Origin of the sequence: Streptomyces sp. NBC_00390 (assembly GCF_036057275.1) — a bacterium.
Taxonomy (GTDB): Bacteria; Actinomycetota; Actinomycetes; order Streptomycetales; family Streptomycetaceae; genus Streptomyces.
Map to the genome: position 1 here is coordinate 1049568 of NZ_CP107945.1, position 25049 is coordinate 1074616.

At 70.5% G+C, this 25049-nt stretch carries 24 protein-coding genes; 11 read left to right on the plus strand and 13 right to left on the minus strand.

What is annotated here, in order from left to right; translation table 11 throughout:
* Positions 1-7: 7 nt before the first annotated feature.
* The 4 genes from OHS70_RS04455 to OHS70_RS04470 form a co-directional block, all read right to left on the minus strand.
* Complete coding sequence (locus tag OHS70_RS04455) at positions 8-1057, minus strand: YeiH family protein (RefSeq protein WP_328393862.1); 1050 nt, start codon at positions 1055-1057, stop codon at positions 8-10.
* The gene (locus OHS70_RS04460; RefSeq protein WP_328393864.1) at positions 1057-1617 is read right to left on the minus strand and encodes a cysteine dioxygenase family protein; all 561 of its coding nucleotides are present in this window, start codon (positions 1615-1617) and stop codon (positions 1057-1059) included. Before OHS70_RS04460 ends, OHS70_RS04455 begins: the two co-directional genes overlap by 1 nt.
* 87 nt (positions 1618-1704) lie before the next feature.
* Positions 1705-2610, minus strand: a complete 906-nt coding sequence (locus OHS70_RS04465) for a LysR family transcriptional regulator (protein WP_328393866.1) — start codon at positions 2608-2610, stop codon at positions 1705-1707.
* A gap of 128 nt (positions 2611-2738) precedes the next feature.
* Positions 2739-3275, minus strand: a complete 537-nt coding sequence (locus OHS70_RS04470) for a hypothetical protein (protein WP_328393868.1) — start codon at positions 3273-3275, stop codon at positions 2739-2741.
* 206 nt (positions 3276-3481) lie between these two features.
* Between OHS70_RS04470 and OHS70_RS04475 the strand changes: the two genes are divergently transcribed.
* On the plus strand, positions 3482-4174 hold the full coding sequence (locus tag OHS70_RS04475; protein WP_328393870.1) for an alpha/beta fold hydrolase: 693 nt from the start codon (positions 3482-3484) through the stop codon (positions 4172-4174).
* Positions 4175-4231: 57 nt separating this feature from the next.
* On the opposite strand, the gene OHS70_RS04480 is transcribed toward OHS70_RS04475, so the two are convergent.
* A complete protein-coding gene (locus OHS70_RS04480; RefSeq protein ID WP_328393872.1) occupies positions 4232-5044 on the minus strand; it encodes an SAM-dependent methyltransferase in 813 nt (270 codons plus the stop codon).
* A 480-nt stretch (positions 5045-5524) separates the two neighbouring features.
* Between OHS70_RS04480 and OHS70_RS04485 the strand changes: the two genes are divergently transcribed.
* Together OHS70_RS04485 and OHS70_RS04490 are read left to right on the plus strand one after the other, a co-directional pair.
* Positions 5525-5995 carry a cation:proton antiporter regulatory subunit gene (locus OHS70_RS04485; protein WP_328393874.1) on the plus strand — a complete coding sequence of 157 codons (471 nt, stop codon included), beginning with the start codon at positions 5525-5527 and terminating at the stop codon, positions 5993-5995.
* Positions 5996-5998: 3 nt separating this feature from the next.
* Positions 5999-7237: a cation:proton antiporter gene (locus OHS70_RS04490; RefSeq protein WP_328393876.1), complete on the plus strand. Its 1239-nt coding sequence runs from the start codon at positions 5999-6001 to the stop codon at positions 7235-7237.
* A 256-nt stretch (positions 7238-7493) separates the two neighbouring features.
* Here OHS70_RS04490 and OHS70_RS04495 read toward each other — a convergent pair whose 3' ends face one another.
* Together OHS70_RS04495 and OHS70_RS04500 are read right to left on the minus strand one after the other, a co-directional pair.
* On the minus strand, positions 7494-8924 hold the full coding sequence (locus OHS70_RS04495; RefSeq protein WP_328393878.1) for a M1 family metallopeptidase: 1431 nt from the start codon (positions 8922-8924) through the stop codon (positions 7494-7496).
* Positions 8925-9001: 77 nt separating this feature from the next.
* Positions 9002-12904, minus strand: coding sequence for a Pls/PosA family non-ribosomal peptide synthetase (locus OHS70_RS04500; RefSeq protein WP_328393880.1), 3903 nt, complete (start codon positions 12902-12904; stop codon positions 9002-9004).
* A 504-nt stretch (positions 12905-13408) separates the two neighbouring features.
* Here OHS70_RS04500 and OHS70_RS04505 point away from each other — a divergent pair.
* Positions 13409-14293, plus strand: coding sequence for a hypothetical protein (locus OHS70_RS04505; RefSeq protein ID WP_328393882.1), 885 nt, complete (start codon positions 13409-13411; stop codon positions 14291-14293).
* A gap of 35 nt (positions 14294-14328) precedes the next feature.
* Here the strand turns inward: OHS70_RS04505 and OHS70_RS04510 are convergent, their stop codons facing one another.
* The gene (locus OHS70_RS04510; RefSeq protein ID WP_328393884.1) at positions 14329-14784 is read right to left on the minus strand and encodes a pyridoxamine 5'-phosphate oxidase family protein; all 456 of its coding nucleotides are present in this window, start codon (positions 14782-14784) and stop codon (positions 14329-14331) included.
* 211 nt (positions 14785-14995) lie between these two features.
* Here OHS70_RS04510 and OHS70_RS04515 point away from each other — a divergent pair, with 211 nt between their 5' ends.
* From OHS70_RS04515 to OHS70_RS04530, 4 genes are all read left to right on the plus strand, one after another.
* A complete protein-coding gene (locus OHS70_RS04515) occupies positions 14996-16144 on the plus strand; it encodes a serine hydrolase domain-containing protein (RefSeq protein WP_328393887.1) in 1149 nt (382 codons plus the stop codon).
* 344 nt (positions 16145-16488) lie between these two features.
* Complete coding sequence (locus tag OHS70_RS04520) at positions 16489-17391, plus strand: hypothetical protein (RefSeq protein WP_328393889.1); 903 nt, start codon at positions 16489-16491, stop codon at positions 17389-17391.
* Positions 17392-17718: 327 nt separating this feature from the next.
* Positions 17719-18525, plus strand: coding sequence for an N-formylglutamate amidohydrolase (locus tag OHS70_RS04525; RefSeq protein ID WP_328393891.1), 807 nt, complete (start codon positions 17719-17721; stop codon positions 18523-18525).
* Between the two features lie 41 nt (positions 18526-18566).
* On the plus strand, positions 18567-19049 hold the full coding sequence (locus OHS70_RS04530) for a nucleotide triphosphate diphosphatase NUDT15 (protein WP_328393893.1): 483 nt from the start codon (positions 18567-18569) through the stop codon (positions 19047-19049).
* 101 nt (positions 19050-19150) lie between these two features.
* On the opposite strand, the gene OHS70_RS04535 is transcribed toward OHS70_RS04530, so the two are convergent.
* The gene (locus tag OHS70_RS04535; RefSeq protein ID WP_328393895.1) at positions 19151-19360 is read right to left on the minus strand and encodes a hypothetical protein; all 210 of its coding nucleotides are present in this window, start codon (positions 19358-19360) and stop codon (positions 19151-19153) included.
* Positions 19361-19425: 65 nt separating this feature from the next.
* Here OHS70_RS04535 and OHS70_RS04540 point away from each other — a divergent pair, with 65 nt between their 5' ends.
* A complete protein-coding gene (locus OHS70_RS04540; RefSeq protein WP_328393897.1) occupies positions 19426-19971 on the plus strand; it encodes a hypothetical protein in 546 nt (181 codons plus the stop codon).
* 5 nt (positions 19972-19976) lie between these two features.
* Here OHS70_RS04540 and OHS70_RS04545 read toward each other — a convergent pair whose 3' ends face one another.
* The 3 genes from OHS70_RS04545 to OHS70_RS04555 all read right to left on the minus strand — a co-directional run bounded on the left by OHS70_RS04545 (position 19977) and on the right by OHS70_RS04555 (position 22372).
* Positions 19977-20801 carry a lipase family protein gene (locus tag OHS70_RS04545; protein WP_443062727.1) on the minus strand — a complete coding sequence of 275 codons (825 nt, stop codon included), beginning with the start codon at positions 20799-20801 and terminating at the stop codon, positions 19977-19979.
* Between the two features lie 230 nt (positions 20802-21031).
* Positions 21032-21721, minus strand: a complete 690-nt coding sequence (locus OHS70_RS04550; protein WP_328393899.1) for a CPBP family intramembrane glutamic endopeptidase — start codon at positions 21719-21721, stop codon at positions 21032-21034.
* A gap of 105 nt (positions 21722-21826) precedes the next feature.
* A complete protein-coding gene (locus OHS70_RS04555; protein WP_328393901.1) occupies positions 21827-22372 on the minus strand; it encodes a hypothetical protein in 546 nt (181 codons plus the stop codon).
* Between the two features lie 418 nt (positions 22373-22790).
* Here OHS70_RS04555 and OHS70_RS04560 point away from each other — a divergent pair, with 418 nt between their 5' ends.
* The gene (locus tag OHS70_RS04560) at positions 22791-23789 is read left to right on the plus strand and encodes a WD40 repeat domain-containing protein (RefSeq protein WP_328393903.1); all 999 of its coding nucleotides are present in this window, start codon (positions 22791-22793) and stop codon (positions 23787-23789) included.
* 136 nt (positions 23790-23925) lie between these two features.
* On the plus strand, positions 23926-24318 hold the full coding sequence (locus tag OHS70_RS04565; protein WP_328393905.1) for a hypothetical protein: 393 nt from the start codon (positions 23926-23928) through the stop codon (positions 24316-24318).
* 33 nt (positions 24319-24351) lie between these two features.
* Here the strand turns inward: OHS70_RS04565 and OHS70_RS04570 are convergent, their stop codons facing one another.
* Positions 24352-25044, minus strand: coding sequence for a contact-dependent growth inhibition system immunity protein (locus OHS70_RS04570; protein WP_328393907.1), 693 nt, complete (start codon positions 25042-25044; stop codon positions 24352-24354).
* Positions 25045-25049 lie beyond the last annotated feature (5 nt).

The window sequence follows — 25049 nt, forward strand, 5'->3', positions numbered from 1 at the left end:
GCCGGGGTCAGCCGGTCACGAGCACCACTCCCCCGTACGACACCCCTGCCACGACCACCCAGGCGCACAGCCCGAGCGCCGCGACGCGAACCCCCGTGCGGGTGAGCGACGGCAGGTCCACGGCGCTGCCGAGCCCGAACAGCGCGGCTGCCAGCAGAAGTTCCTGGGCGGTGTGCGCCAGGTCCAGTGCGGCCGAGGGCAGCAGTCCGGTGCTGCGCAGCGCCACCATGGCGAGAAAGCCGGCGACGAACAGCGGGACGAGAGGTACCCGGGTGCGGCCGGCGGCGGGTGCGGTCCGGGCGGCCTGCCGCCGGTGCCGTACGGCCAGCGCCACCGCCGCGACGAGCGGGGCGAGCAGTGCCACCCGCATCAGCTTCACCAGGACCGCTTCGCCGAGCGCCGCGGGGCCGGCCGTCTGCGCCGTGGCCACCACCTGCCCGACGTCGTGCACGCTCGCCCCGACCCAGCGCCCGAACGACGCGTCGTCGAGGCCCAACACGCCCTGCAGGAGCGGCAGCACGGCGATCGCGAGCGTCCCGCACAGGGTCACCAGCGCCACGGAGGTGGCCACATCGCGCTCGTCGCTGTCGGCCGCATCGCTCACGGCGCCGATCGCGGACGCCCCGCAGATCGAGTACCCGGTGGCGATGAGCAGCGGCTGGTCGCCGGGCAGCCCCATCCGGCGGCCCAGCCACCAGGTGCCGAGAAAGGTGGCGGTGACGACGCCGAGCACCATCGTGACGCTCGCCCAGCCGAGGCCGCGTATGTCGTCCAGGCCCAGCTTCAGCCCGAGCAGGACGATGCCGGCGCGCATCAGCCGCTTCCCCGCGTACGACAGTCCGGGCCGCGCCGCTCCCCGCACCACGCCGCGCACGCGGGGCAGATGGGCGGCCACGACGCCGAGCACGACGGCCGCGGTGAGCATCGGTATGTCCGGCAGGAGCAGGTGCACCGACCAGGCCGCGGCGACGCCGAGCGCGGCGCACACGAGCCCGGGCAGGGCGGCTGGCCGGCCCACCGCGGCCGTGCGGACGGGCCGTTCCCTGAGCAGGGCCATTACCGGTCGGGAGACAGGTCGTAGACGCGGCGGACGCTGGTGCCGAGGCGCGAGATGTCGGCGCCGTACACATGGAGGGACATCGCGGTGCCGGTACCGGCGTTCCAGACGCGGTGGATGTCCCCGGGAGGCGCGAACCCGCAGACGTCGCCGCGTGCGTTGACCACGTCCTCGGTGGCGACGAGGCGGGCCCGGGCGCCCGCGGCGGTGGCAGGGACCAGTCGGTAGCGCCGTTCGTGCTCGGCTCCTTGGTGAACCCCCGTCGTGCACCAGGACACATGGTCGTGCACGGGGGTGCCCTGGCCGGGCAGCCAGACCAGGGCGACGACCGAGAAGCTGCCGTCGTGTTCGGCGTGCAGCAGGTGCTGCCGGTAGCGGTCCGGGTAGCTCTCGCACTGCTCGGCGGTGAGCAGATCGGCCGCGCCCAGGTGGGGGGCGAGGCATTCACCGACCAGATACGCCGTCGGGTCCGGCGGCAGTCCACGCCCCACGGCGTCGCGGATGTCCGTGATGAGCGTGTCCAGCCGGTGCGTGGTTCGGGTGGCTGCGGCAGTGTTCATACGGGCAGGGTCGAGCGGCCCGTCCCATTACGTCCAACGAGGCTTTCTTCGCTCTCCCCAACAAACGCTTATCAGTGAACGGGCGCTTCAGCAGCCGGTCTTGTGCGACGCGACGGTCTTCAGCTCGGCCAGGACCTGCGTGGTCGCGGGTATGCGCAGATGCTCACGCAGGACATAGGCGGAGATCTGGCGCCGCGAGGCCGGCTGCAACGGCCGTCCGCTGACCCGGGGATGGCAGAGGAAGCTCAGTACGAGCGCGGGCACCATGGCCACGCCGAGGCCCGCCGCGACCATGGCCTGTACGGCGAGTCCGTCGTCGGTCGTGAAGACGATGTCCGGCGCGAAGCCCTGCTCGCCGCACTCGTGCAGGAGGTTGGTGCGGCAGCGCAGGCATCCGGCGATCCAGCGCTCCTGCGCGAGATCCGTCAGCTGCACCGCACGGCGGCGGGCCAGCGGGTGGCCGGCGGGCAGCAGCACGGTCAACTGGTCCTCCAGGAGCGGTATTTCCACCAGCTCGTCGGGCACATGGTCGTGCAGGCCGGGATAGGTGAAGGCGAGGGTGATGTCGCACTCGCCGCGCACCAGGCGCTGCAGCGACTCGGGCGGCTTGTCGCCGAGCAGATCGACATGGATGCCCGGGTGGCCGGCCGCGAGCCTGGCCATCGTCTCGGGTATGAGGATGGTGTTGGCGCTGGGGAAGGCGCAGACCCGTACGCGGCCGGCACGCAGCCGGGTGAGGGCGTGGATCTGTTCCTCGGCCGCCGACATGCTGCCGAGGATCGCCGCTGCGTGACGGGACAGCGCCTCGCCCGCCTCGCTCAGCCGCAGCCCGCGGCCTGCCCGGATGAACAGCGGCGTGCCGACGTCCCGTTCGAGAGCCTTCATCTGCTGGGTGATCGCGGGCTGGGTGTAGCCGAGCGCGCGGGCAGCCGCCGAGTACGAGCCCGTTCTGACGACTTCGTGGAACGTCTTGATGTGCCGGGAATCGAACACACGTGGATCATAAGCAGAATTTGGGGGTGGGGTGCCTGCGAACCGCCTTCTTTCCGGCCGGGCGGCGGTCGGCCGTGAGCGCCGGCAGCGCCGGCCGACCCGGCCGACTCGGTGTGCAGGCTTGGTGGTCAGGTTCCCTCGGGTGAGCTGCCGGCCGGGTGCCTGTCGAGAAGGCCGAGCAGTGACTCGCGGTGGAGGTCCGCGATCGGGCCGAGAAGGTCCGGATGGCGCAGCAGCGGCGCCGCACGGTGATCGCGAGGGCCGGGAATCGTCAGCCGCCGCGCATCGCCCACACCGTCCGCGCCATGGTGGGTTGCGGCCAGGCAGGCTGCTGCCACGGCGGCGAGATCGGCGTCGGCCAGCAGGCAGGCCGCCCAGCTGACGACGGTTTCGTCGACCCAGGTGCGCCAGGCGTATTCGGCTTCCGCCGGCGGGTGGGCGTCGGCGCCGGTGACGGCGTCCAATCGGCCGGAGCCGCCGGGGCCGAGCATGTTCACCAGTCCGGCGTCCAGCTCGGTGGGGTAGCGCAGGGCGGCGGCGATGGTGGCCGCCTGCCGTGCCTGGGCTTCGGCCAGGGCGTCGCTCAGCGGGCCGGCCGACGGCGGGAACGCCGACAGCAGCCAGCGGGTGGAGGCAGCGATGACCGGCGAGAGATCACTGGACATGGTGGACCGTCCTTTGCACGTGCCCGCCAAGGCTCTGGTACCTGTGCGTGATCCGGTCGCTCGCACTCGTGCGTCCGGGGTGCGCGTGGCAGGCAAGAGTAAGGCGGCGGCCTGAGCGGCAACAGGACGTACGTCACAGCAGAGCCGGGGTGACCTCGCCGCACACGGCACGGCGCGTTGTCGGACCGCTCCGCTACGTTGCCGCCATGACGGAATTCGTACTGGTTGCAGGTGCGTGGCTCGGATCGTGGGCGTGGGACGAGGTGGTGCCCCGGCTGCATGCGGCCGGCCGCGGCGCGCATCCGCTGACGTTGTCGGGTCTCGCGGAGAAGCAGGGCGTGCCGGCCGGGCAGCAGACCCACGTCCAGGACATCGTCGACGAGATCGAACGCCTGGATCTGCGCGATGTCGTCCTGGTCGGCCACAGCTACTCGGGCATCCCCGTCGGTCAGGCCGCCGAGCGGATCGGCGACCGGCTGGCCCGTGTGGTCTTCGTCGACTCCAGTGTCCCGACGGACGGCGAGTCGTTCGTCTCCGCCTGGTGGGAGGGCCCGGCGAAGCTGGAGGCGTCGATCGCCGGGAACGGCGGCTTCTGGGCCCCGCTGACCGCGGCCGACTACGGCGGCCAAGGCCTCACCGACGAGCAGATCGCACGGATCGTGGGCTCGACGCCGCATCCGGGCGCCTCCCTGGCCGAGCCGGCCGTGCTGTCGCGGCCGCTCGGCGAGCTTCCGGCGACGTACATCAAGTGCCTGCTCGACGGCCCCGAGCCGAGCGACGACGTGGCCGAGCTGCTGACCAGCAGGCACTGGCGGCTGGTCGAGATGGACACCGGCCACTGGCCGATGTTCTCCCGGCCGGGCGAACTGGCGCGGATCCTCCTCGACGCGGCCGGGTGACCGCAGCGGCGGACGGCGGGGCCTGGCAGCGGATGGCCGCCGCTCGGCCCCCATGCCCTACGGCTTGCGGCCCACCGCCCCGTACAGCGAGACCGCCTCGTCCCCGTCGTGAACCTCGTCGACACCGAGCTCGGGGTGCCACTGCGTCAGCTGGACGATGCCTGGCTCGACCACCTCGAGCCCCTCGAAGAAGCGGCCGAACGCGTCGAGGCTGCGCGGGGCGAGGGTGACACCACCCGCCGCGTACATCTCCACACCGCGCTGTACGCCCAGCGGGTCGAAGTCGGCGGTGAGCTGGGAGATCACCAGATGGCTGCCGGACGGCAGCGCGTCCACGAGGCGGCCGACCAGATCGAGCGGGCCGTCCTCGTCACCGACGAAGTGCAGCAGCGCCACGAGCGAAAGGGCGATGGGCTGCTCGAAGTCGAGGATCTTCCGGGCCTGGTCGAGGATACGGTCGGGGTCGCGGACATCCGCCTGTATGTAGTCGGTGACGCCGTCGGGGTGGCTGCGCAGGAGCGCCTCGGCGTGCGTCAGCACGATGGGGTCGTTGTCGGTGTACACGATCCGGGATTCGGGGGCCACGGCCTGGGCGAGCTGGTGCAGATTGGGCTCGGTCGGGATCCCGGTGCCGATGTCGAGGTACTGGCGCACACCGGCCCGGCCGGCCAGCCAGCGCGTCACACGGTGCATGAACCAGCGGTTGGTCCGGGCGACGTGCTTGGCCCGGTTGTCGATGCTCATGATGTGCCGGCCGAGCTCCTCGTCGACCGGGTAGTTGTCCTTGCCGCCGAGGAACCAGTCGTACACGCGGGCCGGATGCGGCCTGCTGGTGTCGATGCGCGTGGCGGCCGGTTCGGTCCCGGTCATGAGGAGGCTCCCTGGGTGGTCGGTGCCCGGCTTCCCGGCTTGTACGATCATGCGATCTTCCCAGGCGGTCGCGGGGGCGGCAAGTAACTGTCGTCCGGGCATGGGGAGTTCACGGCTGAGGCGCAGTCCGCGGCTGCGGCGATCCGGGTGTTGCACGCAGCGAGCCCCACCGGCGGCCCGGGACCGTGACCGACGGCGCCTGCGCATCCGCTCCCCCGGCGCATCTCGGCGCGGGCGCCGAGAGGGCCCGCCCCGTCGACGCACCGGGCCCGCGGCCGCGGTGACCCGCCGTCGACGCGCCGGGCCCGCGGCCGCGGTGACCGAACTCAGCAACCTGCTCGATACGTACGCCCGGCTCAACACCCTGTCGCCCCGGTGCACCGCCTCCCCGAGCCTGACCCGCACACCCTCCGTAAAATTGCCGAAAACACCTTGAAACGGGCGCACGCCTGTGCCTACTCCCTTCCCCGGGAGGCGAGCATGACCACCCGACGTACCTCACTGCCGGGAGTCGGCACCCAGTACGACTTCGCCACCGAGGCGGGCAGACACATCTCGGTCGTGATCCACAACGACGGCCGGCGCTTCCTCGGCTTCTACGGCCCGGAGGACCCCGACGCCTGCGTCCTGTCGGTCCCCCTCACATCCGAGGAGGCGACCGCCCTGGCCCATCTGATCGACGCGGCCCCCACCGACGCCGTACGCACCGACGGCATCGACCTGGTCACCGAGCACATCCCGGTCTCGGCCCGTTCCCCGTACTCCGGCCACCTCCTGGGCGACACCCGGGCCCGTACCCGTACCGGTGCCTCGATCGTGGCGGTCCTGCGCCGTACCGGCGCGCACCCCTCCCCCGGACCCGACTTCCGGTTCGCGACCGGCGACACCCTGGTCGCGGTCGGTACGCGTGAAGGCGTCGACGCCCTCGCCGAGATCATCGCCGGAGGCTGACCCATGCACGACACGACCACGCTCCTGATCGAGCTGGGGGCGATCATCCTGGTGCTGGGCCTGGTGGGCCGTTTCGCGGGCCTGATCGGGCTGTCACCGATCCCGCTCTACCTCCTCGCGGGCCTCGCCTTCGGCAAGGGCGGCCTCCTCCCCCTGAGCGCGAGCGGAGACTTCATCGCGGTCGGTGCCGAGATCGGCGTCATCCTTCTCCTGCTCATGCTGGGTCTGGAGTACAGCGCGTCCGAGCTGGTCGGCAGCCTGCGCACGCAGTACCCCTCCGGCGTGGTCGACCTGATCCTCAACGCCACGCCCGGCGCCGCCGCCGGCCTTCTGCTGGGCTGGGGCCCCGTGGCCACGGTCGCCCTGGCGGGCGTCACCTGGATCTCGTCCTCGGGCGTCGTCGCCAAGGTGCTCACGGACCTCGGCCGCCTCGGCAACCGTGAGACACCGGTGATCCTCGGCATCCTGGTCATCGAGGACCTGTCGATGGCCCTCTACCTCCCGCTGCTGACCGCCCTGATCGCCGGCCTCGGTCTGGCGGGCGTGAGCATCGCCCTGCTGATCTCGCTCGGCACGGTCGGCATCGTTCTGTACGTGGCGCTGCGCCACGGCCATCTGATCAGCCGCGCGGTCTCCTCCGACAATCCGGAGCTGCTGCTCCTGGTCGTCCTCGGTCTGACCCTCCTGGTCTCGGGCCTGGCCCAGGAGTTCCAGGTCTCCGCGGCCGTCGGCGCCTTCCTGGTGGGCATCGCGCTCTCGGGCGAGGTCGCGGAGGGCGCCCGCAGACTGCTCGCTCCGCTGCGCGACCTGTTCGCGGCGGTGTTCTTCGTCTTCTTCGGCCTCAGTACGCGCCCGGCCGACATCCCCGCGGTCCTCGTACCGGCCCTGCTCCTCGCCGTCGCCACCACCCTCACCAAGATCGCCACCGGCTGGTACGCGGCCCGCCGCGCGGCTGTCGGTCCCCGCGGCCGCTGGCGTGCGGGCGGCACGCTGGTCGCCCGCGGCGAGTTCTCGATCGTGATCGCGGGCCTTGCAGTGGTGACCGAGCCCCGTATCGGCCCGCTGGCGACGGCGTACGTACTGATCCTGGTGATCCTGGGCCCGCTCGCCGCCCGCTGGACGGAACCGGCGATCGCGCGGCTGCGGGGCCGGCGAGCGAGAGCGTCACCGGCGCTGGAGGGCCACGAGGAGATCACGCCGACGGCGAGCCGGAACGGACACGGGGACGGAAGCGGGCTCTAGAACCGGGGCGGCCCGCCACGGGCGAGGGCATCGCGCCGACCCCGGCCAGGTCCTCCCGTGTCGGAGAGGCGGCCCACCGCCGAGGGCCGCCGCAGACTCCGACAAGGCCGGTCACTTTCCCGACCGCGAGCGCGCATGTCAGCCGTGCACGGCGACCGCCGCCGCATGGGCGTCGCCCACTGCCACGTCGGGCCCGATTCCGGGCGAAGGATCGAGCCCGGACGGCCGGGCCGGGCTCCCGAGGCGGCCGTGCCGCCTACGCGGAGCTTCCGCCGAGGCCCGCGGAGCCGCCGTTCCGGGGCGGGTACCCGGGCCGGGCCGGTACGCGCGGCACCTCGGGGAGCGGAGGCTGAGCGGTGGCTGCGGGAGTGGGAAGCGGCGGGAGAGGCGTCTCGTGCAGCCAGGCCGAGAACAGCTCGTCCAGCGGCTGGGCCGCGTAGCGGGTGACATGGGCGGTGAAGGCGGCGGTGGTGACGACGCCGTTCCGGTGCACGGTGGCCCAGTCGCGCAGCATGCGGAAGAAGGCGACATCACCCAGGGCACAGCGGATCGCGTGCACCGCGAGACCGCCGCGCTCGTAGAGACGGTCGTCGAACATCAGCTTCCTGCCCGGGTCGGAGAGCCGGAGATCCAGCGGCATCGAGGCCAGCTGCCGGTGTGCGCCGGCGGCCAGCTCCTGAGCCGTGCGGCCGCCCGCATGCTCCGACCAGAGCCACTCGGCGTACTTCGCGAGCCCCTCGTTCAGCCAGATGTGACGCCAGTCGGCGATGCTCACACTGTTGCCGAACCACTGGTGCGCCAGTTCGTGGGCGATGAGGCGCTCCGAACCGCGCACGCCGTCCACATGGTTGGCACCGAACAGCGAGAGTCCCTGGGCTTCCACGGGGACGTCCAGCTCCTCGTCGGCGACCACCACCGTGTACTCACCGAACGGATACGGGCCGAACAGCTCCTCGAAAAGCTGCATCATCGCGGGCTGCCGGGCGAAGTCGCGCGAGAACTGCGACAGCAGGTGCGCCGGAAGGTGGGCGGCCTGCGGCACACCCTCGAGTCCCGGGGCACCGAGCAGCACCGTCTGATACCTCCCGATGGACAGGCCGACCAGGTAGCTGGAGGTCGGCGCGGACTGCTCGTACACCCAGGTCGTCGTGCTCGCCTTCGCGGTCCGGGTGAGCAGCCGCCCGCCGGCCACCACGGTGTACGCGGACGGCGTGGTGATCGAGATCTGGTACGAGGCCTTGTCGGAGGGCCGGTCGTTGCACGGGTACCAGGACGGCGCACCGACCGGCTGGCTGGCCACCAGCGCGCCGTCGGTCAGCTCCTCCCAGCCGAGGCCGCCCCAGGGGCTGCGCACCGGCTTGGGGTTGCCTGCCCAGTGCACCTCCACGGTGAAGGCGGCCCCCGCGGGAAGCGGCTTGGCCGGCCGGACACGCAGCTTGCCGCCCCGGTGGGTGTAGTGCGGCGACCGCCCGTTGACCAGGACGCGGCCTATTTTGAATTCGGCCAGGTTGAGCTGGAATTCCGTGAGCGGTGCACGGCCGGCGATGGCGCTGAGCCTGGCCGTCCCGGCCAGCCGGTTGGGTCCGGGACGGTAGTCCAGCGTGAGTTCGTAACGGTGCACGCGGTAGCGGGAGTCGCCGTTGGCCGGAAAGTACGGGTCCGGTGCCGCTGTCTGCTGGCCGCTCACTGTTGTGTCCGCTCCCTGCCCTGTGCTCGAACAACGTGCTCGTGTGCCGCCACCACCCGCCACACGCAATGCCCCGCCTAGGAGCGCCACGCCTCGATCGGGTTACCCAGCCAGCGGGAGTCGGCAGGCACGGATTCCCCGGCCATCACGAGGGAGGCGGGACCCAGCGTGCTCCGGGCCCCGACCATGCTTCCGGGCAGGACGATCCCGCCCGGGCCCAAGGTGGCGCCCTCGCGGAGAACCACAGTATCCGTCCTCAAGATCCGGTCGTGGAAGAGGTGCGTCTGCAGCACACAGCCACGATTCACCGTGACGGCATCGCCGAGCGACACAAGGTCCATCTCCGGCAGCCAGTAGCTCTCGCACCAGACACCCCGGCCGATCCGGGCCCCGAGGCCGCGCAGCCACAGCGTGAGCAGCGGCGTTCCTGGCACCGACCCGGCCAGCCACGGCACGGCCAGGACCTCGACGAACGTGTCGGCCAGCTCATTGCGCCACACGAAACCGCTCCACAGCGGGTGCTCCCCCGCCCGGTGACGTCCCACGAGCAGCCACTTCGCCACCACCACGACGGCGCACGCGGCCACACCCGCGGCGAGCAGCGTCACGCCGGACAGAGCTGCCGCTCCCCACAGCCCCGGACCACCGGCCGCGCTCAGCGCACTGAGTGCGGCCACGGTCAGCACGGCCAGCGCAGCCGAGCAGAACACCGGTACGAGCCGGCACAGCTCCACCAGGCCGCGCCCCCACAGCAGCCGCGCGGGCGGGTCGTACGTGCGGCTCTGGTCCGCGTCCTGGGTGGATCGCGGCAGCCGGACCGGCGGCAGCCCCAGGTACGAGCTGCCCTTCTTGGCCTTCTTCGGAGTGGCGGACAGGACCCCGACGAGGCCTCCCTCCGGCACACGACGGCCCGGCGCGGTCATGCCGGAGTTACCGAGAAAGGCCCGTCGGCCGATCTCGGAGTGCCCGATCCGCACCCAGCCGCCACCCAGCTCGTACGGCGCGGTCAGGGTGTCGTCGGCGAGGAACGCCCCCTCGCCCACGGTGGTGAGACTCGGCAGCGCCAGGACGGTGGACACCTCCGCACCCCGCCCGATCTTCATTCCGAGCAGCCGCAACCACACCGGCGTGATCAGCCCGGCATACAGGGGGAACAACGTGTCCCGGGACAGGTCCATCAGCTGTATGACCGTCCACGTCTGCCAGCCGACGCGGCTGTGCGTCGGATGGTTGCCGGTGCTTAGTCCGAGGCTGAGCAGGCGTACCGCGATCAGCAACAGCAGCGCGTACGCGAGACCGTAGGCCAGCGCCCCGGGAACCACCGCGAGCAGGGCTCCCCGCAGGGCTTCGCCGAGCGCGGCGTCCGGTCCGACGAACCGGCTCGCGACCAGGAGAGCGGGCAGGGCGGCGAGCAGGGGCAGGGCCGTCAGGCTCACACCGGTCACCCCGTACACGACGCGCCAGCGGACCGAACGCGGCGGGCGCTCCTTGGGCCAGTCGTGCTTGGCCTTGCCGAGTTTGCCGGCGGGTGCTCCGGCCCACCGCTGTCCGGTGGGAATCTGCCCGACCACGGCGGAGCCCGGGGCCACCTCGGCCCGCTTGCCCACGCGCGCACCCGGGAAGAGCATGCTGCGGGTGCCGACCACCGCGCCGGCACCGACCTTGACGGGGCCGATCTCGAGCCGGTCCCCGTCCAGCCAGTGCCCGGACAGGTCCACCTCCGACTCGACGGCGCAGCCCCGGCCGAGCTTGAGCATGCCGGTCACCGGCGGCAGTGAGTGCAGGTCCACCTCGGGGCCGACCTTGGCGCCGAGTGCCCGCGCATAGCGCTCCAGCCAGGAACCGGTGAGTGAGGTGGCGCCGCAGTACTCCGCCAGGCGCTCGGCCGTCCACAACCGCAGGTGCACGTTCCCGCCGCGCGGGTAGCGGCCGGCCTTCACCCCGCGCAGCAGCAGGCGCGCGCCTCCGGCGGCGATCGCGAGACGCCCCGGCGGGCTGAAGAACAAAGCCGCGCCCGCGGCGACCAGCCACCATGAGGCGGTCGGCGCCCAGGGGTAGGGACCGAACAGACGCAGCACATTTCCGAGTGCCGCCAGCGCGACGGTCCAGCGCAGGCCGATCACGGTGAACAGCGGGATCAGAAGGAGCAGCTGCACGACCTTGGCCCGCAGCGGAACCGGCGCGACCGTGCGGGCCGGGCCGTCGTCCTGCACGGACTTCTCCAGCCGCCGGGCCAGCTTGCGCAGAGTGGGCTGCTGATAGATGTCGAGTACCGCGGCGCTCGGGTAACGGGTGCGCAGCCGGGTGGCGAGCTGGGCGGCGGCAAGGCTGCTGCCGCCGATCGCGAAGAAGTCGTCGGCGGCGCCGGTGACGCTCACACCGAGGGTCTCGCTCCACTGCTCGGCGAGCCAGGCCTCGGTCCCGTACAGCTGCTCGGCCGGGCCGCCGGTCTCCAGATCGGGCAGGGGCCAGGGCAGCGCGTCGCGGTCCACCTTGCCGGACGTACGGGTCGGCAGATCGTCGACGGGGGCGAGCAGGGGCACCAGGGCGGCGGGCAGCTCGGCTCGCAGCTTCTCGACGGACGCCGTGTGGCTCCAGCCTTCCTGGGTCACCAGATAGCCGACGAGCAGCTGGTTGCCGCTGCGTGCCGTGCGCACGGCCGCTGCCGCGCCCGCCACGCCGGGCAGCGCCTGCAGGGCGGCGTCCACCTCACCCAGCTCGATCCGGCGGCCGCCGAGCTTGATCTGCTCGTCGCCGCGGCCGAGGAAGATCAGTCCCTCGGGTTCCGCGCGGACGAGGTCTCCGCTGCGGTAGGCGCGCTCCCAGCCGAGCGTGTGAAGCGGGGCGTACTTCTCGGCGTCCTTCTCGGGGTCGAGGTAGCGGGCAAGGCCCACGCCGCCGATCACCAGTTCGCCACTGCCGCCCATGGGCACCGGCTCCCCGGCCTCGTCGACCACGGCCAGCTCCCAGCCGTTCAGCGGCAGGCCGATCCTGATCGGCTCGGAGCCGGTGAGGAGCGACGCACAGGCGACCACGGTGGCTTCGGTGGGGCCGTAGGTGTTCCACACCTCGCGGCCCTCGGTGACCAGTCGCTGGACCAGCTCGGGCGGGCAGGCCTCACCGCCGAAGATCAGCAGCCGGACCTCGTCGAGCGTCTCGGGCTCCCACAGGGCGGCCAGCGTCGGCACCGTGGACACCACGGTGATCTCCTGTTCCACCAGCCAGGGGCCGAGGTCGGCGCCGCTGCGCACCTGGGAGCGCGGGACGGGCACCAGACAGGCGCCGTACCGCCAGGCCAGCCACATCTCCTCGCACGAGGCGTCGAAGGCGACGGACAGTCCGGCCATGACCCGGTCGCCCGGGGCGATCGGCTCCTCTGCGAGGAAGAGCGCGGCCTCGGCGTCGACGAAGGCGGCGGCGCTGCGATGGCTCACGGCGACGCCCTTGGGCCTGCCGGTGGAGCCGGAGGTGAAGATGATCCACGCGTCGTGCTCGGGGCCGGGCCGGGCCGCGGGAGCCCCGGTGCCGGTGACGCCGGTGCCGGTGATTTTCTGCCCGGCTCCGAGCACGGCCCGCACCCCGGCCTCCGTGAAGACCACCTCGGCCCGCTCGTCCGGGTCCTCGGCGTCCACCGGCACATAGGCGGCACCGGCGGCGAGCACGGCGAGGACTGCCACGTACAGATCATTCGTGCCCGACGGAACGCGGACGCCCACCCGGTCGCCCAGCCCCACCCCGGCGGCAGTGAGACGGCGTCGCAGCCCCTGGACCTCGACGGCCAGCGCACGGTAGGTGAGCCGGACCGTACCGTCGTCCAGGGCGAGCTCGTCGGGGTGCTCCCGTACCGATGCCTCGAAGACGTCGACGAGCGTGCGGGGCGGGGCGGCGGGCTCGGCACGGAAGCGGGCCGCCTTGCTGAACTCCTGGAGCGTTTCTTCCTCGAGCAGGGCGAACTCACCGCTCTCCGGCGTGGCTGCCATCGGGTCCTCGCGTCTCGTTCCCGGAACGTCCGGGCCGCTGGTGGTCCCGCAGGTACGCCTGGGGTTGTTCCGGTCCAGCGCCAAACAACCCGGTCCATTGTAGTGCGGCGCCAAAGATTTCCAGGCTGAAGCCTTGCGCCTGGCCGGGAAGAGACGCTATTGGCGGGCACCGGAGAGTGCCCGCAGCAGCTCTCCTCAAGCCCCGCCGGACTCGCACCGGACGCTACGCCCGTCCGGCCCCCTGGGGGCCGTCCGCGGAGCCGCATCCCGCCCCGATCGCGCCGATCGCACCGATGCCCGGACCACCCTGCACTGCGCTCCGGCGCTTCCCGCGGCGCATCCGTCGCCTGTGTCACCGGCAGCCTGCTCGGCGCGGCACAGGTGAACCGGCCCGGGTTCTCCCCACGTTGGCACACGACCTCGTCAACGGTGCGAAGGACTGCGCGGTGTCAGCACGTGCGTCACGGGCCGGGATCCCGCCCGCGGAGCTGTCACCCGCGGCTGGTGACACGCCCGTTCACCGTCCTGGCCCATGCTCCGGCGGTGACCGACGAGAACGCGATACTGGCCGACATCCTCGATCGTGGTGCCGCCGAGACCGAACCCGAGGCACTGTTGGGCGCGGTCATCGACTCCGGCGTCTTCGTTCCGGTGGACGGCAACGGCTCTGTTGTCTTCATCGGCGCGGACGGCAGTGGACCGACCATTCCCGGCCATGTGAGTGAGCACTGCGTCAGGCAACGGCTGCCGCAGGCGGCCGGCGCCGTTCTGTGCGACGTGCTGCGGCTGCTCGACATGGGGCGGCAGACCAGGATCGACACGCTGACCGTGTTCTCGTCGAGCGGCTGGGCCACGGTTCCTCTCGCCCTGCTGTCCCACGCCCTCGAGCGGCGAGGCATGCGGACGCAGGGCGAACAGAGCATCCGGCTCACCTGGTCCACGCACCCGTTGGCCGTATCCCTCCGCGACGCGCTGCGCGACCGGTTGGCGGAGTTCCCGGGCATTGAGACCGTGTGGATCGCGCACGCACGGTGGACGGAAACGGGGACGGAACAGCTGATGCTCCATGTCGCATCCGCCCAAGGAAGCCCGGCGGATCTCCAACACCGTTTGATGAACACCCTCTTCACCGAGAACATCACGCTCGGCAGCGACGATCCGAGCATCGGCGTACGTGTCCTGGATCCGGTCACCGAGGCAGACACGATCAGGGAGCTCGAGAGCCTGGGCCTGGACACGGTGCGCGCCGACCATGTGAGCGGTCGGATCGAGGTCGTCTCACGCGAGTACGACGACCCTCAGGCGGCCGCGGCGGCCCGCGATGCGTTCCAAGGCCCGGCGTCGCCGCCCTCGCCGTCCCGCCCGCGCCGCTGGTGGCACCGTTCCTGACCGTCCTGACCGGTGGCTCACGGGCTGTCGGCACCTCACCCGAGCCAGCGGCCCTCCTTCATGAGATCGCGCCCGGCGATCTCATTGACCTCGCGCCAGGCCTGGATCCACACGGGCGTGATGCGGAAGTACGGGTAGGGCGGCCGGATGTCGCGCGGGTCGAAGCCGGTCCTGGCCGCGAACTCCGCCCCCTCCCCGGGGCGGAGGGCTGCCGTTTCCACCGTGGTGGAGGTGCCTTCGACAAGGACGACGTCCCGCGTGACGCCGAAGGCCAGCCGCACCCGCCCGTTCGTGTGCAGGTTGCGGGCGGTGGGGTTGGCTCGCGCGGTGGAGAGCAGGAAGGTCTCGCCGTCCCAGAGGAACGACAGCGGTACCAGACACGGCACGCCTGTCCCGTCCGCCGTGGAGACCCAGACGTCCACATCGGACTCGAACCGCGCGAGCGTGTCCTTGCGGCGTTCATCGAAGGTGCGCGGTGCGTCGAGTGTCACTGTCTGCTCCCGTAGGACGTCTGAGGTTGACCCGTTCAGGGTGCCCGACGCACACCACGAGGCCAAGGCGAGCATCCCCTGGCAAAAACCCGCGGCACTCCGCAACGGTGAGCCGCGGTCGGCTGATCGGGCGGTTCCGGTGGCATCTGCCCCGATGACTCAGCGCCGTGGCGGGAGTCTTGCTTCCGAGCACACTCGAGAAGGTGGACCGATGACCAACCTGCACGACACCCTGGACCAGCACGTCACCAGCGGCTCGGTGCCGGGAGCGGTGGGCCTGGTTGCCCGCGGCGATCGGATCGAGGTGCAACCCGTGGGCTTTGTCGACGTCGACGGCACCTCCCCGATGACCAGGGACTCGATCTTCCGCATCGCTTCGGTCACCAAGCCCATGGTGGCCGCGGCCGTCATGATGCTGATCGAGGACGGCCGCATCGCGCCGGACGACCCGGTGGGACAGTGGCTCCCGGAACTGGCGTCACCGAACGTCGTCCGTGCACCGTTCGCCCCGATCGACGACGTGGTCCCCGCGACCCGGCCGATCACCGTGTCCGACCTGCTCAGCTCCAAGGCCGGGTACGGATTCCCTTCCGACTTCTCGCTGCCGGCTCTCGCGCCGCTGATCAGCGAGCTGAAGCAGGGACCGCCGCAGCCGCAGCTCGTCCCGGCGCCGGACGAGTGGATGGCGACGCTGTCCAGGATTCCGCTGCTGCACCAGCCGGGGGAAGCCTGGCTGTACAACATCGCCTCCGACATCCAGGGCGTCCTGATCGCCCGGGTCACGGGCCGCCCGCTGCCCGACTTCCTCGCCGAGCGGCTGTTCGAGCCCCTCGGCATGGTCGACACCGCGTTCGCCGTACCGGCCGACAAGCTCGACCGCTTCACCAGCTACTACCGCACCGACCCGAAAGGCAGCCTCGAACTGGTCGACGCCCCCGACGGCCAGTGGAGCAAGCCCCCCGCCTTCCCGTCCGGCGCCGGCGGGCTGGTCTCCACCGCCGACGACTGCCGCGCCTTCTACGGGATGCTGCTCGCCGAAGGAAGGGCAGCCGGCCGCCAACTGCTCTCGCCCGGTTCGGTGCGACTGATGACCACCAATCACCTAACCCCGTCCCAGCGTGAGGAGAGCGGCCTGTTCCTGGAGGGCATGGGCTGGGGCTTCGGCGGCTCGGTCGACGTCGAGCCCACCGAGCCGTGGAGCGTCCCGGGCCGCTACGGCTGGGTCGGCGGCACGGGCACGGCGGCGTACATCACCCCGTCCACGGGCACGCTCAGCATCCTGCTCAGCCAGGTGGAGATGGCGGGACCGTCGTTCCCGGCAGTGATGCGGGACTTCTGGCAGTACGCGGCCGGCTCCTGAGATCCGGTGCGATCGGCCCAGGCTCGCCGACGGCCGCGTACATGCCCCAGCTCGTCGCCCGGGTGAGGGTCGGAACCCCCTCGAATGCGACGCCTCGTCGAACGTGCCACGACACTCGTGGCCTGACCCGATGGAGAAGACGGAGCCGGGCGCCGCGTAGCCGATGACACAGGCCATCCGAATCGGCTCACCAAACCCATAGAACCTGGGATAATCTGACGCAATTCATCCGCTCCGCGATACGCTGCACCCGGGTTCCGCACCAAGGGCGGCACCAAGCCTGGCAAAGCGCCGGTCCTGAAATCCGCGAGGTCGCCGCATGATGCCGATCCGATCGAGCAGCCGTGGCTGACGCAGCCTCACGCGCGGAACAACGGGTCGCGCGCGTGCGGGACGAGGCGGCCGGACGCTACGCGCTGGCGCAGGAGTTCTACCGCCTCGCCACAGGACCCCTCCACCAGTACGGCCATGCCGAGCTGAGTTTCATGCGCTGGTCACTCGCCCGTGGCGTGCTCGCACCGGAGACCTCCGACCCGCCGGGCAGCCCTTGGTGGCGCGCCGTCAACGAACGGCTGCTGCGGGACAAGACCGAGGCCCACCTGCTGTCCGTCGGGGCCGCAGGCACAGCCGGCGCCCGCAGCGTCGAATTCTGGCTCGACTTCATCCGCACACCCGAACCCGGCCGCTGGTACCGCGCGCACAACGCCAGCATCGTCGCAGGCTACCTGCAGCACGAGAGTCTGGCCGCCGCCGAGTCGCAGGTGGAGCGATTCATGATGAACGTCGCACTGCTCCGCGTCCTGTTCACTCACGCGATGCTCGTGCGGCCCCGACTCGCGCTCGGCCGACTGGCCGCCCTCGGTCCCGTGATGGCCGACCCACGCCACCGGACCGTCAAGATGTACCTCGACCTCGGCCGGTCCTTCCCGACCGAATACCCGGTATCCACGCCCATCGAGGAGACCCTCCTCGACGAACACGCCCTCGCCCGCATGCTCGACTACGGCGTGATCGCCCCACGGCTGCCCGCACTCTACGAGTTCTCGGCCGCGTCGCTGGACCAGCCGCGGCTGACAGACCTCCTGGACGACGGTGTCCCGGCCTACGCATGGCCGCACGCGGACCGGCCGATCTGGTACATCGGCAACACAGGCCCACACCTGGCCGCCATCGCCCGCGCAACCGGCGTGCGCCTGCTCTGGGAGCGGTCACCACTGGCACGCGCCCACCGCAGACCGCACCGGTGACGGCGCCACACCGCACTGCCGCCATCCGGCTGTGATCTGCCGGCCGGCAGGTGTTGCGCGGACGGATCACTGCGCCTGTGGCGGACCTCCGCACCCATCGGCCCCTCCTCACGTCTCACCACGGTGGACGGCCCGGTCCTGGCTGTTGCCTTCACCGAGCACGACACGCAACTGCGGTCACCACACGGCACGTCACACGACGAGGAGAGGTACGGCCCCACGGAGTGGGACCGCTTGCCGCATGATGTGGACTGGCGTCCGGCGTCTCATTCGAAGGGGAGGCGCGCCTGCGTCTTCGAGTACGACCCGCATCAGCAAGGAGCCCACATGAACGACGCGTCGCCTTCCTTCCGACTTCTGCCCGGCGACTCCGACTCCCCCGTGATCCTGCACGTTCCGCATTCTTCGCGAGCCATACCGGCCCACGTCCGCGACGGGATCGTGCTGGACGACCCCGCACTCGAGTCGGAGCTCGACCGCATCGTCGACGCCCACACCGCGGAGATCGCCCACGCGGCCGCCATCACCTCCGCCCTTACCCCCTGGCGTTTCGTCAACCAGCTCTCCCGCCTCGTGGTCGACCCCGAGCGCTTCCCCGACGAACGCGAGGAAATGCTGTCCGTCGGCATGGGCGCCGTCTACACGCGGACCACACACCAGGAGTCACTGCGCCCGGACGACTTCGACGGTCAGCCGCTCATCAAGGACTACTTCCACCCGTACGCGGAAGCGATGACCGCAGCGGTGGAGGACCGGATCGAGGCGGTCGGACGTGCCGTGATCATCGACGTCCACTCCTATCCCACCGAGCCGCTGCCGTACGAGCTCCATGGTGACCAACCGCGTCCGCCGATCTGCCTGGGCACCGACGCCTTCCACACCCCCGGCCGGCTGCTCGCTCATGCCGAGAAGGCATTCGCGGGCTTCGGCGCCACCGGGATCAACAGCCCGTTCGCCGGTGCCTACGTGCCGCTGCGGTACTACGCCGAGGACCGGCGGGTCAGCGCCCTGATGGTGGAGATCCGGCGGGACGTCTACATGCAGGAGCCAGGGGGCCCGGCCGGTCCGGGACTGGACGCACTCGGCAGTGCACTGGCCGAGCTGGTCGATGCCGTGCCTCCCGCCCGGATCTGAAAGCATTGCACCTGCCACGACGACAACGACGGAGGTGCACGTTGACCGGCGGCCCTGCACCGGCCGAACGCCCGGAACGGGCGTTCCCCACACCCAACGGGCTCGTGGGCGTGGGCGTCATCGTCCTCGACGAGGCGGGGCATGTTCTCCTCGGTCTCGGCCACAACGGCAGCTGGGAGCTCCCGGGCGGCAAGGTCGACCCCGGTGAGACCTTCGAGCAGGCCGCCGCCCGGGAACTCGGCGAGGAGACGGGGATCCAGGCGGACATCAACAGCATCAGCATGGGCGCCCTGCTCGTGGACGGTGAACGGGGCGTCACGCGGGTCACTGGCGCGGCGCTGGTCGCCTCTGCGTCGGGCGGACCGGTCGTGCGTGAGCCGGACAAGATCGTGCGCTGGCAGTGGTTCCCCCTCAGCGCCATCCCTGCACCGCTGTTCGCGCCGTCAGCCGCGGTCCTCGACAGCTGGCGCCCGGAACTCGGCCTACCGGCCGAGGTGTTCCACACCTACCGCACGACCGGCTGATGCAGCGACCGGCTCACCGCCCTGAGCATCTGCTCCAGGAGATGCAGTGCTCCTGAACGTGCCGGATGTTCGCGAGCTGTTCCCTGGCCACAGGTCGCCGGTCAGGACTGCACCGTCGGCAGAAGCTCCTGCTCCGCACCGCATGCGACGAGGGCGGCGAAGCGTACGCAGTCATCGATCAGGGTCTTGCCCGGATACCGGTCGAGGAGCGGCGTGAGACGGGGCGGCGGCGGGCCGGCGGCGAGCCACGCGCTCTGAATGCACAACGGTGCGGACAGCGCGCGCCGGATGGGCTGTTGCCTCGGATTCACGGGTACTGGTTCCCAGGAGATGTTGGGGAAAGGTGCGCGTGATCACGGGAAACGAGGGGGACTCGATGTCACTTCTGGAGCAATTACCGGCGTTGATCGGGGTTGCCGTCGGCTCGCTGGGTTCATATGCGGCTCAGAGCCTGACCGAGCGCCGGAAGTGGCGACGGCAGCGCGAAGAGAGGTGGGACGAGAAGCGCTTTGAGACCTACGGTCGTTACGCCAACGTCCTGAAGTCCCAACTTCGCACTGCTCAGCGCATAGGCGCAGCCCTGGGGTTCTCGGATGTTGCTGATCCGCTCGAGCCGGCCGAAGGCCTCCCTTTGCTTGCCGATGCGGAGTCCTGCCGCGCGGCTGAATGGGAATCCGTGTTGTTGGTCGGGGACGCAGCCACGATCACGGCGGCGCGGAGATGGCACGAAACCGTCTGGACCATCGAACTGCTCGTGCGTGAGGGCCACATCGACGCTGAAGCTTGGACCAGAGCGCATCAATTGGCCAGCGCGGCGCGCGATGCCTTCTACGAGAACGCGCGACGTGATCTTGGTATTGCCGGGGGGCCTCCGCCCTCGGGAGAGTGGCCGCGACCATGGCGGGCCGAGCTTTCCGCATGAGCCCGTCAGGGCTGGTTCTTCTCCAAGGCGGCAACGTACTCGTGAATGAAGTGGTCCCTGATGCCGTCGCCCGCAGGAGCGAACACGTCACCGGTCAGCCCCTTGGCCCGGTCCGCCAGCCCGCCGATGAGTGGCATCGACTCGCGCAGCCTGCCGTCGGAGTCGATGTAGCGCAGGGTGTCGACGTGGTGGTGGAAGGCGGGTTCTGTCGGGAGGTGCGGCACGATGTCGTTGTTGTTCACGAAGCGGTGCATCCGCTTCGTGAAGGCCTTGTTGTGCGCCGCGGCGAGCAGTCGGTCGCAGGTGCGGGGCTGCCCGAAGGTGTAGATGCCGTCGGCCCGCAGCCGCGGGTCCTCCATGAACAGGCGCGCGCCTGCGAGCATCGCGAGAGCACCGCCGAGACTGTGCCCGGTGAAGAAGACACTCTGTGAGTTGTCACGGAACTCCGCGATCGTCTTCTCCACGCCAGGGAAGACGGACTCCAGCGCCTGGGCGAAGCCGTAGTGGACGTACCCGACCTTGCTCGGACCCGGCCACGGCGGGGTGGTGGCGTCGGAGAGCCAGTCCTTGATCTGCACCGGCTCCGTACCGCGGAATCCGGTGACGATCATGTCGCGGCCGGCCATCGTGTAGGCCTGGGTGTCCTCAAGCGGGAACGGCGGCGTGAAGCGGGTGCAGTGATGACGCACCCGGTCGAACCCCCACTCGCGCGCCTGCTCCTCGATCCGGGCCTCGTCCTGGTAGGCGAGCTCGGCGGCCCTCACCATCCAGTACGCGAACGGCAGGCTGTACTCCCGGACCTTGTGATCGAACGTCGTCGGTGCAGGCACAACTACTCCTTCGGGACCGCGGCCGATGGCCCAACGCGCATCGACCAGACGTCCGTCGTACCGCGCCGGCCCGGCCTGGACGGTGGTGGCGTGCGTGGTCTTCACCCGTACGGCAGCGGCGCGGGCCGGAAGTATCGATCCTCCGCGCCGGTCCGCATCGATCGGAGAGGGGTACGCCTGACCGTGGTCGACGCGCCTGCCGAGGACCTGGGTGAGCCCTCGTTTGCCGTTCACCACCAGCGCCCGGCCGCCCACGCGCACGCGTAACCCGCGCTGTTGATGGCGCAGTGCAGCGCCATCGGTGGGATCAGGCTCCCCGACCGGCGTCGCAACTCGCAGAACACCACCCCCGCGAGCGCGGTGCCGACGACCGCAGCGGTCACCGACAGCGCGACCCCGGTCGGACCCGTACCGAAGACCGCTCCGGCCGCGGCGTTCGAGCTCGTGAGGCCACGGGACGGCTGAATGTGCCACAGTCCGAAGAGGGCCGAGGAGACGGTAGTGGCCCATGCTGTGCCCCATCGCCGCCGCATCATGGCCCACAGGACACCGCGGAACGCGATCTCCTCCAGCAGCACGGTCCCGAACGGCACCCGCACCAGCGCACGGAACAGCAGTTGCCCGGCGGACAGACCGGCGGCGCGCTCGTCCTGGAACGCCTCCCTGGTGAACGGCACGGCCAGCGCCACCAGACAGACCACGAGTACGGCCCCGGCCAGGACGATCCCCCACCGCAGACCTCGCCGTGCCGAAGCCCGGCCGAGCCCCAGCTCGTCCCAAGTGAGCCCGGACAGCCGGGCGATCAGCACGAGCGCGGCAGCCGCGGTGACGCAGACCGGCACGTACAGCTCGGGCTCGAGGTGGTTGACGAGCGCATTGGCGGCCGCGAGCACGGCCACGGCCAGGAGGAGCATCCCCATGGTCACAGCAGGATGTCCGAACCGCACGCCCGGCCCCACGCAACGCGCCGCTCAGCCGGAGTACGAAGGGAATAGCAACTCCGTCGGTCACCGCAGCGGCAGGTCTCACGCGGCATCAATGCCGCAACTGCGCGTGGATGCACGGCGGCGGTAGTACGAGACCGTGACGGCGGCGAGCAGAGGGCCCCACAGGAGCAGCGGCTGGTACAGGATGCCGACCACGAGGTTCCCGGTGCCGGTCATGTCATCGTGCGGGTACGTCCACCACCGGGCAACGTCGGCCCACAGCACGGTCAGTGCCAACGCGCCGAGTGCGGCCGGGACGACGGCGGCCATCGGGCGGACGACGCGCCCGCCGATCAGCGGTATCCAGCGCGGCACGACCTCGCCCCACGGCCGCACCAGACCGATCGTCAGGAGGGCCAGGAGCTCACAGACGACACTGAGCGTCAGCATCCAGACCTTCGCGCCGAGCGACTCGAAGTCCGTGAAGCCCTCGTCGGTGTAACCGGCCGGGTATCCGAGGACCAAGGCGATTCTCCATAGCCCGCTCGGCAGGACAACCAGCGTGGTGAGATGCGCCGCCCAGACCGCCCAACGCGGCGGTCGAGTTGTGCCATTTGGGGTTTCGTTGATCACGGGAGTGCTCATACGACGCATCCTGTCGCGCTGCTCGCCGCATTCCGTCACCCTGCAAGCCTGACCCGGACGGACCGGAGGATGACGCCCGAGCGGCGTGCTCGGCCGCATGGGGGAACCCTCTTCGGCTTCCGCGACGATGTGATCAGACCGTCGGCCGGGAGATCTCCAACCCCCGTGCGGGATCTGCGCACTCCGGAAGTGCAGGGTTGCGACGCCCGCCCCGGGCCTCACTGAATGGCCGGCTTTCGAAGTCCTTCGAGCGGCTGACCACGAAGCCGATGTAGTGCCTGTCGCCTTGTCAGATGTCAGTGGTGGCAGGGTCAGTCCGTAGAAGCAGCCAAGGCTTCTTCTGCATCAGTCGCGAGTAACCCATCGGTGATCACCTGCATGCCACTGCGGTGTCAGAGCTGGGGATTACGCTCGCCGCATGTCTGACACGCCTGTGCTGCTGAGCAGCGAAATACCTTCCTTGTCCCCGATCATCGACCTTGCGGTGGTCGAGGTGGGCGGCGGTCCGCTGGTGGTCTGCGCCGACCGCGACGGTGCCGTGTGGACCTGGGACCCGCAGCGGGACCTGTGGCAGAAGCGGCCATTGGCATACGCGTTTGCTGAAGATCCGCTCGCCGTCGAGTACCCCGACGCCGAGAACGAGCTGAACTCGCTGGCCGCGGCGGTTTCCGGCAGCCGCGTGCTGCTGGCGGCCGGTGGCCATGAACAGGGCTCCGCCCTCTGGGATCTGGGGAGCGGCGAACTGCCCCGGGGGGCAAGGTACGGCGAGCCTTACGTCGGGTCCATGGCCACCGTGAAGGGAGAGGGGCCACCGCGGTTCGTGACGGGTTCGGATGCCGGAGTCCTGGTGTGGGGACTGTCCGCCGAGGAGCTCCAGGTGGAACTACCGGACAGCGACATCCACGGCATCTGCACTGTCGCCACCGCACGGATCAACGGCCGCTCGCTGGTGGTGGCGGGCGGTAGCGACGTGGGCATGTGGGACCTGGCGCGGGACGAGCAACTGGCTTCGTTCTACCCGGATGACGGCAGTGTCGAAGCGGTCGCTGTGTCCCAGATCGCCGATCGTCCGATCGTGGTGGCGGCGGATCCGGGACAGGTGTACGTATGGGGACTGTCAGGGGACGAGGGCGATGAGCCGATCTACGATCCGATCGTCGGTCACGAGGGCGGCGTCTCCGCCCTGGACACCGCCACGGTCGGCAACCGGCCCCTCGCGGTAACCGGGGGTGCGGACGCGACCGTACGCATCTGGGACCTGGCCGAGGGCGGCGCGGGAGTCGGTGCCCCGCTGACCGGCCATCGGGGCGGCGTCACGGTAGTGCGGACCACAATGCTCAACGGCCGCGAAGTCGCCCTGAGCGCGGGCCTGGACGGCGTGATCCGCGCCTGGGACCTGGCCGCCTTGGTGTCGTAGTGGTCGGCTTCGGAGGTCCTTCGGCAGTCGATCAGGTAGCAAGCACGGTGGCGGATTCTTCATGGCCACAAACCCGTTCGAGACACCGTTCGCGATCGTGGCACCATGTACGGCATGACGACAAATCGAAAGGTCCATGCCGCGTAGACGGCCAGACCCCCTCCGGGCCGACATCCCCAGCCGGCCCCGGAGGCCGTATGCAAGGCCCGTCATCGACGACCTGTCCTCACGTGCACTGGCCGAGGTCGCCCGCCTTGAGCGCACCCGAAACTACCTGCAGCCAGGAGACGTCAGCGCGGCCCTGCGCCTGTGGAAGGACTACGTCCACCGTCCCGAGCGCCAACTGTGGGACGACTACGAGTGGGGCAACGTGCACTGGTACTGCTGCGGCAACCCCCTCGAAGCCCGCGCTCTCCTCGACACCGTGATGACGGCCATGCTGCCTCGAAGCGCCCGCGAACTCCGAACGTTCGTCAGCCGGTTTGACGCCGTCTGGAACCAACCGTCTCCTCCATATGACTCGGACTGAGGTCAAGAAACAAGCTCAGCCACAGACGCATGCTCAGCCGTCGGCATCTGGATGCCCGTACTCCGCCCGGAACCCACCGATGCGGTCCGCCACCAGCGCGAGCCAGGCCCCCAGCGTGTAAGACGTAGGCGGGTCAACCTCCATCCCCAATTCGGATACGGCGAGCGCGTAATCGGGCTCCTCAAGACCGAGAGCGAACAGCTCGTGCAGCTCGCCGACGAGCCGGGCCACGAGCGTGCGGTCAGCCGTGCTGCCGTAGTCGCGTACGGCAGCGTCGTGGTCGGCGAATTCGTCGGACATGTCTTGCGAAAACCAGCCACCGAGGAATTGGCCGAGCTCGGGGAAGCGGGCGTGCCACTCCCAGTGCGTCTCGGGCATCGCCGCCGGGGGCGGGACCTCGCCCTCCTCGATGCTGCGCCGGATGAGGTCAGCGAGCAGGACCAGCCATTGCTGGATCTCGGTCTCGGACAGGCCGATGTCCGGCACCGGGTAGAACTCGCCGAGGCGGAGACGGAGCCGGCCGGGGGGATTCTGAGCGTAGGTGCGGAGCTGCTGCTCTGCGACCGACAGGGCCCACGGGCGGGTGTGCCAGGTGTGGCGCAGATAGGCCGTAAGTGCCTGGCCGGGGCGTTCGGGGGTGTCGTCGGCGGGCTGGCCGACGTATGCGCTGATCACCTGGTCGAGTTCGCCGTAGCGGCGGTCGAACTCCAGCGGCTTCATGGACATGGGCA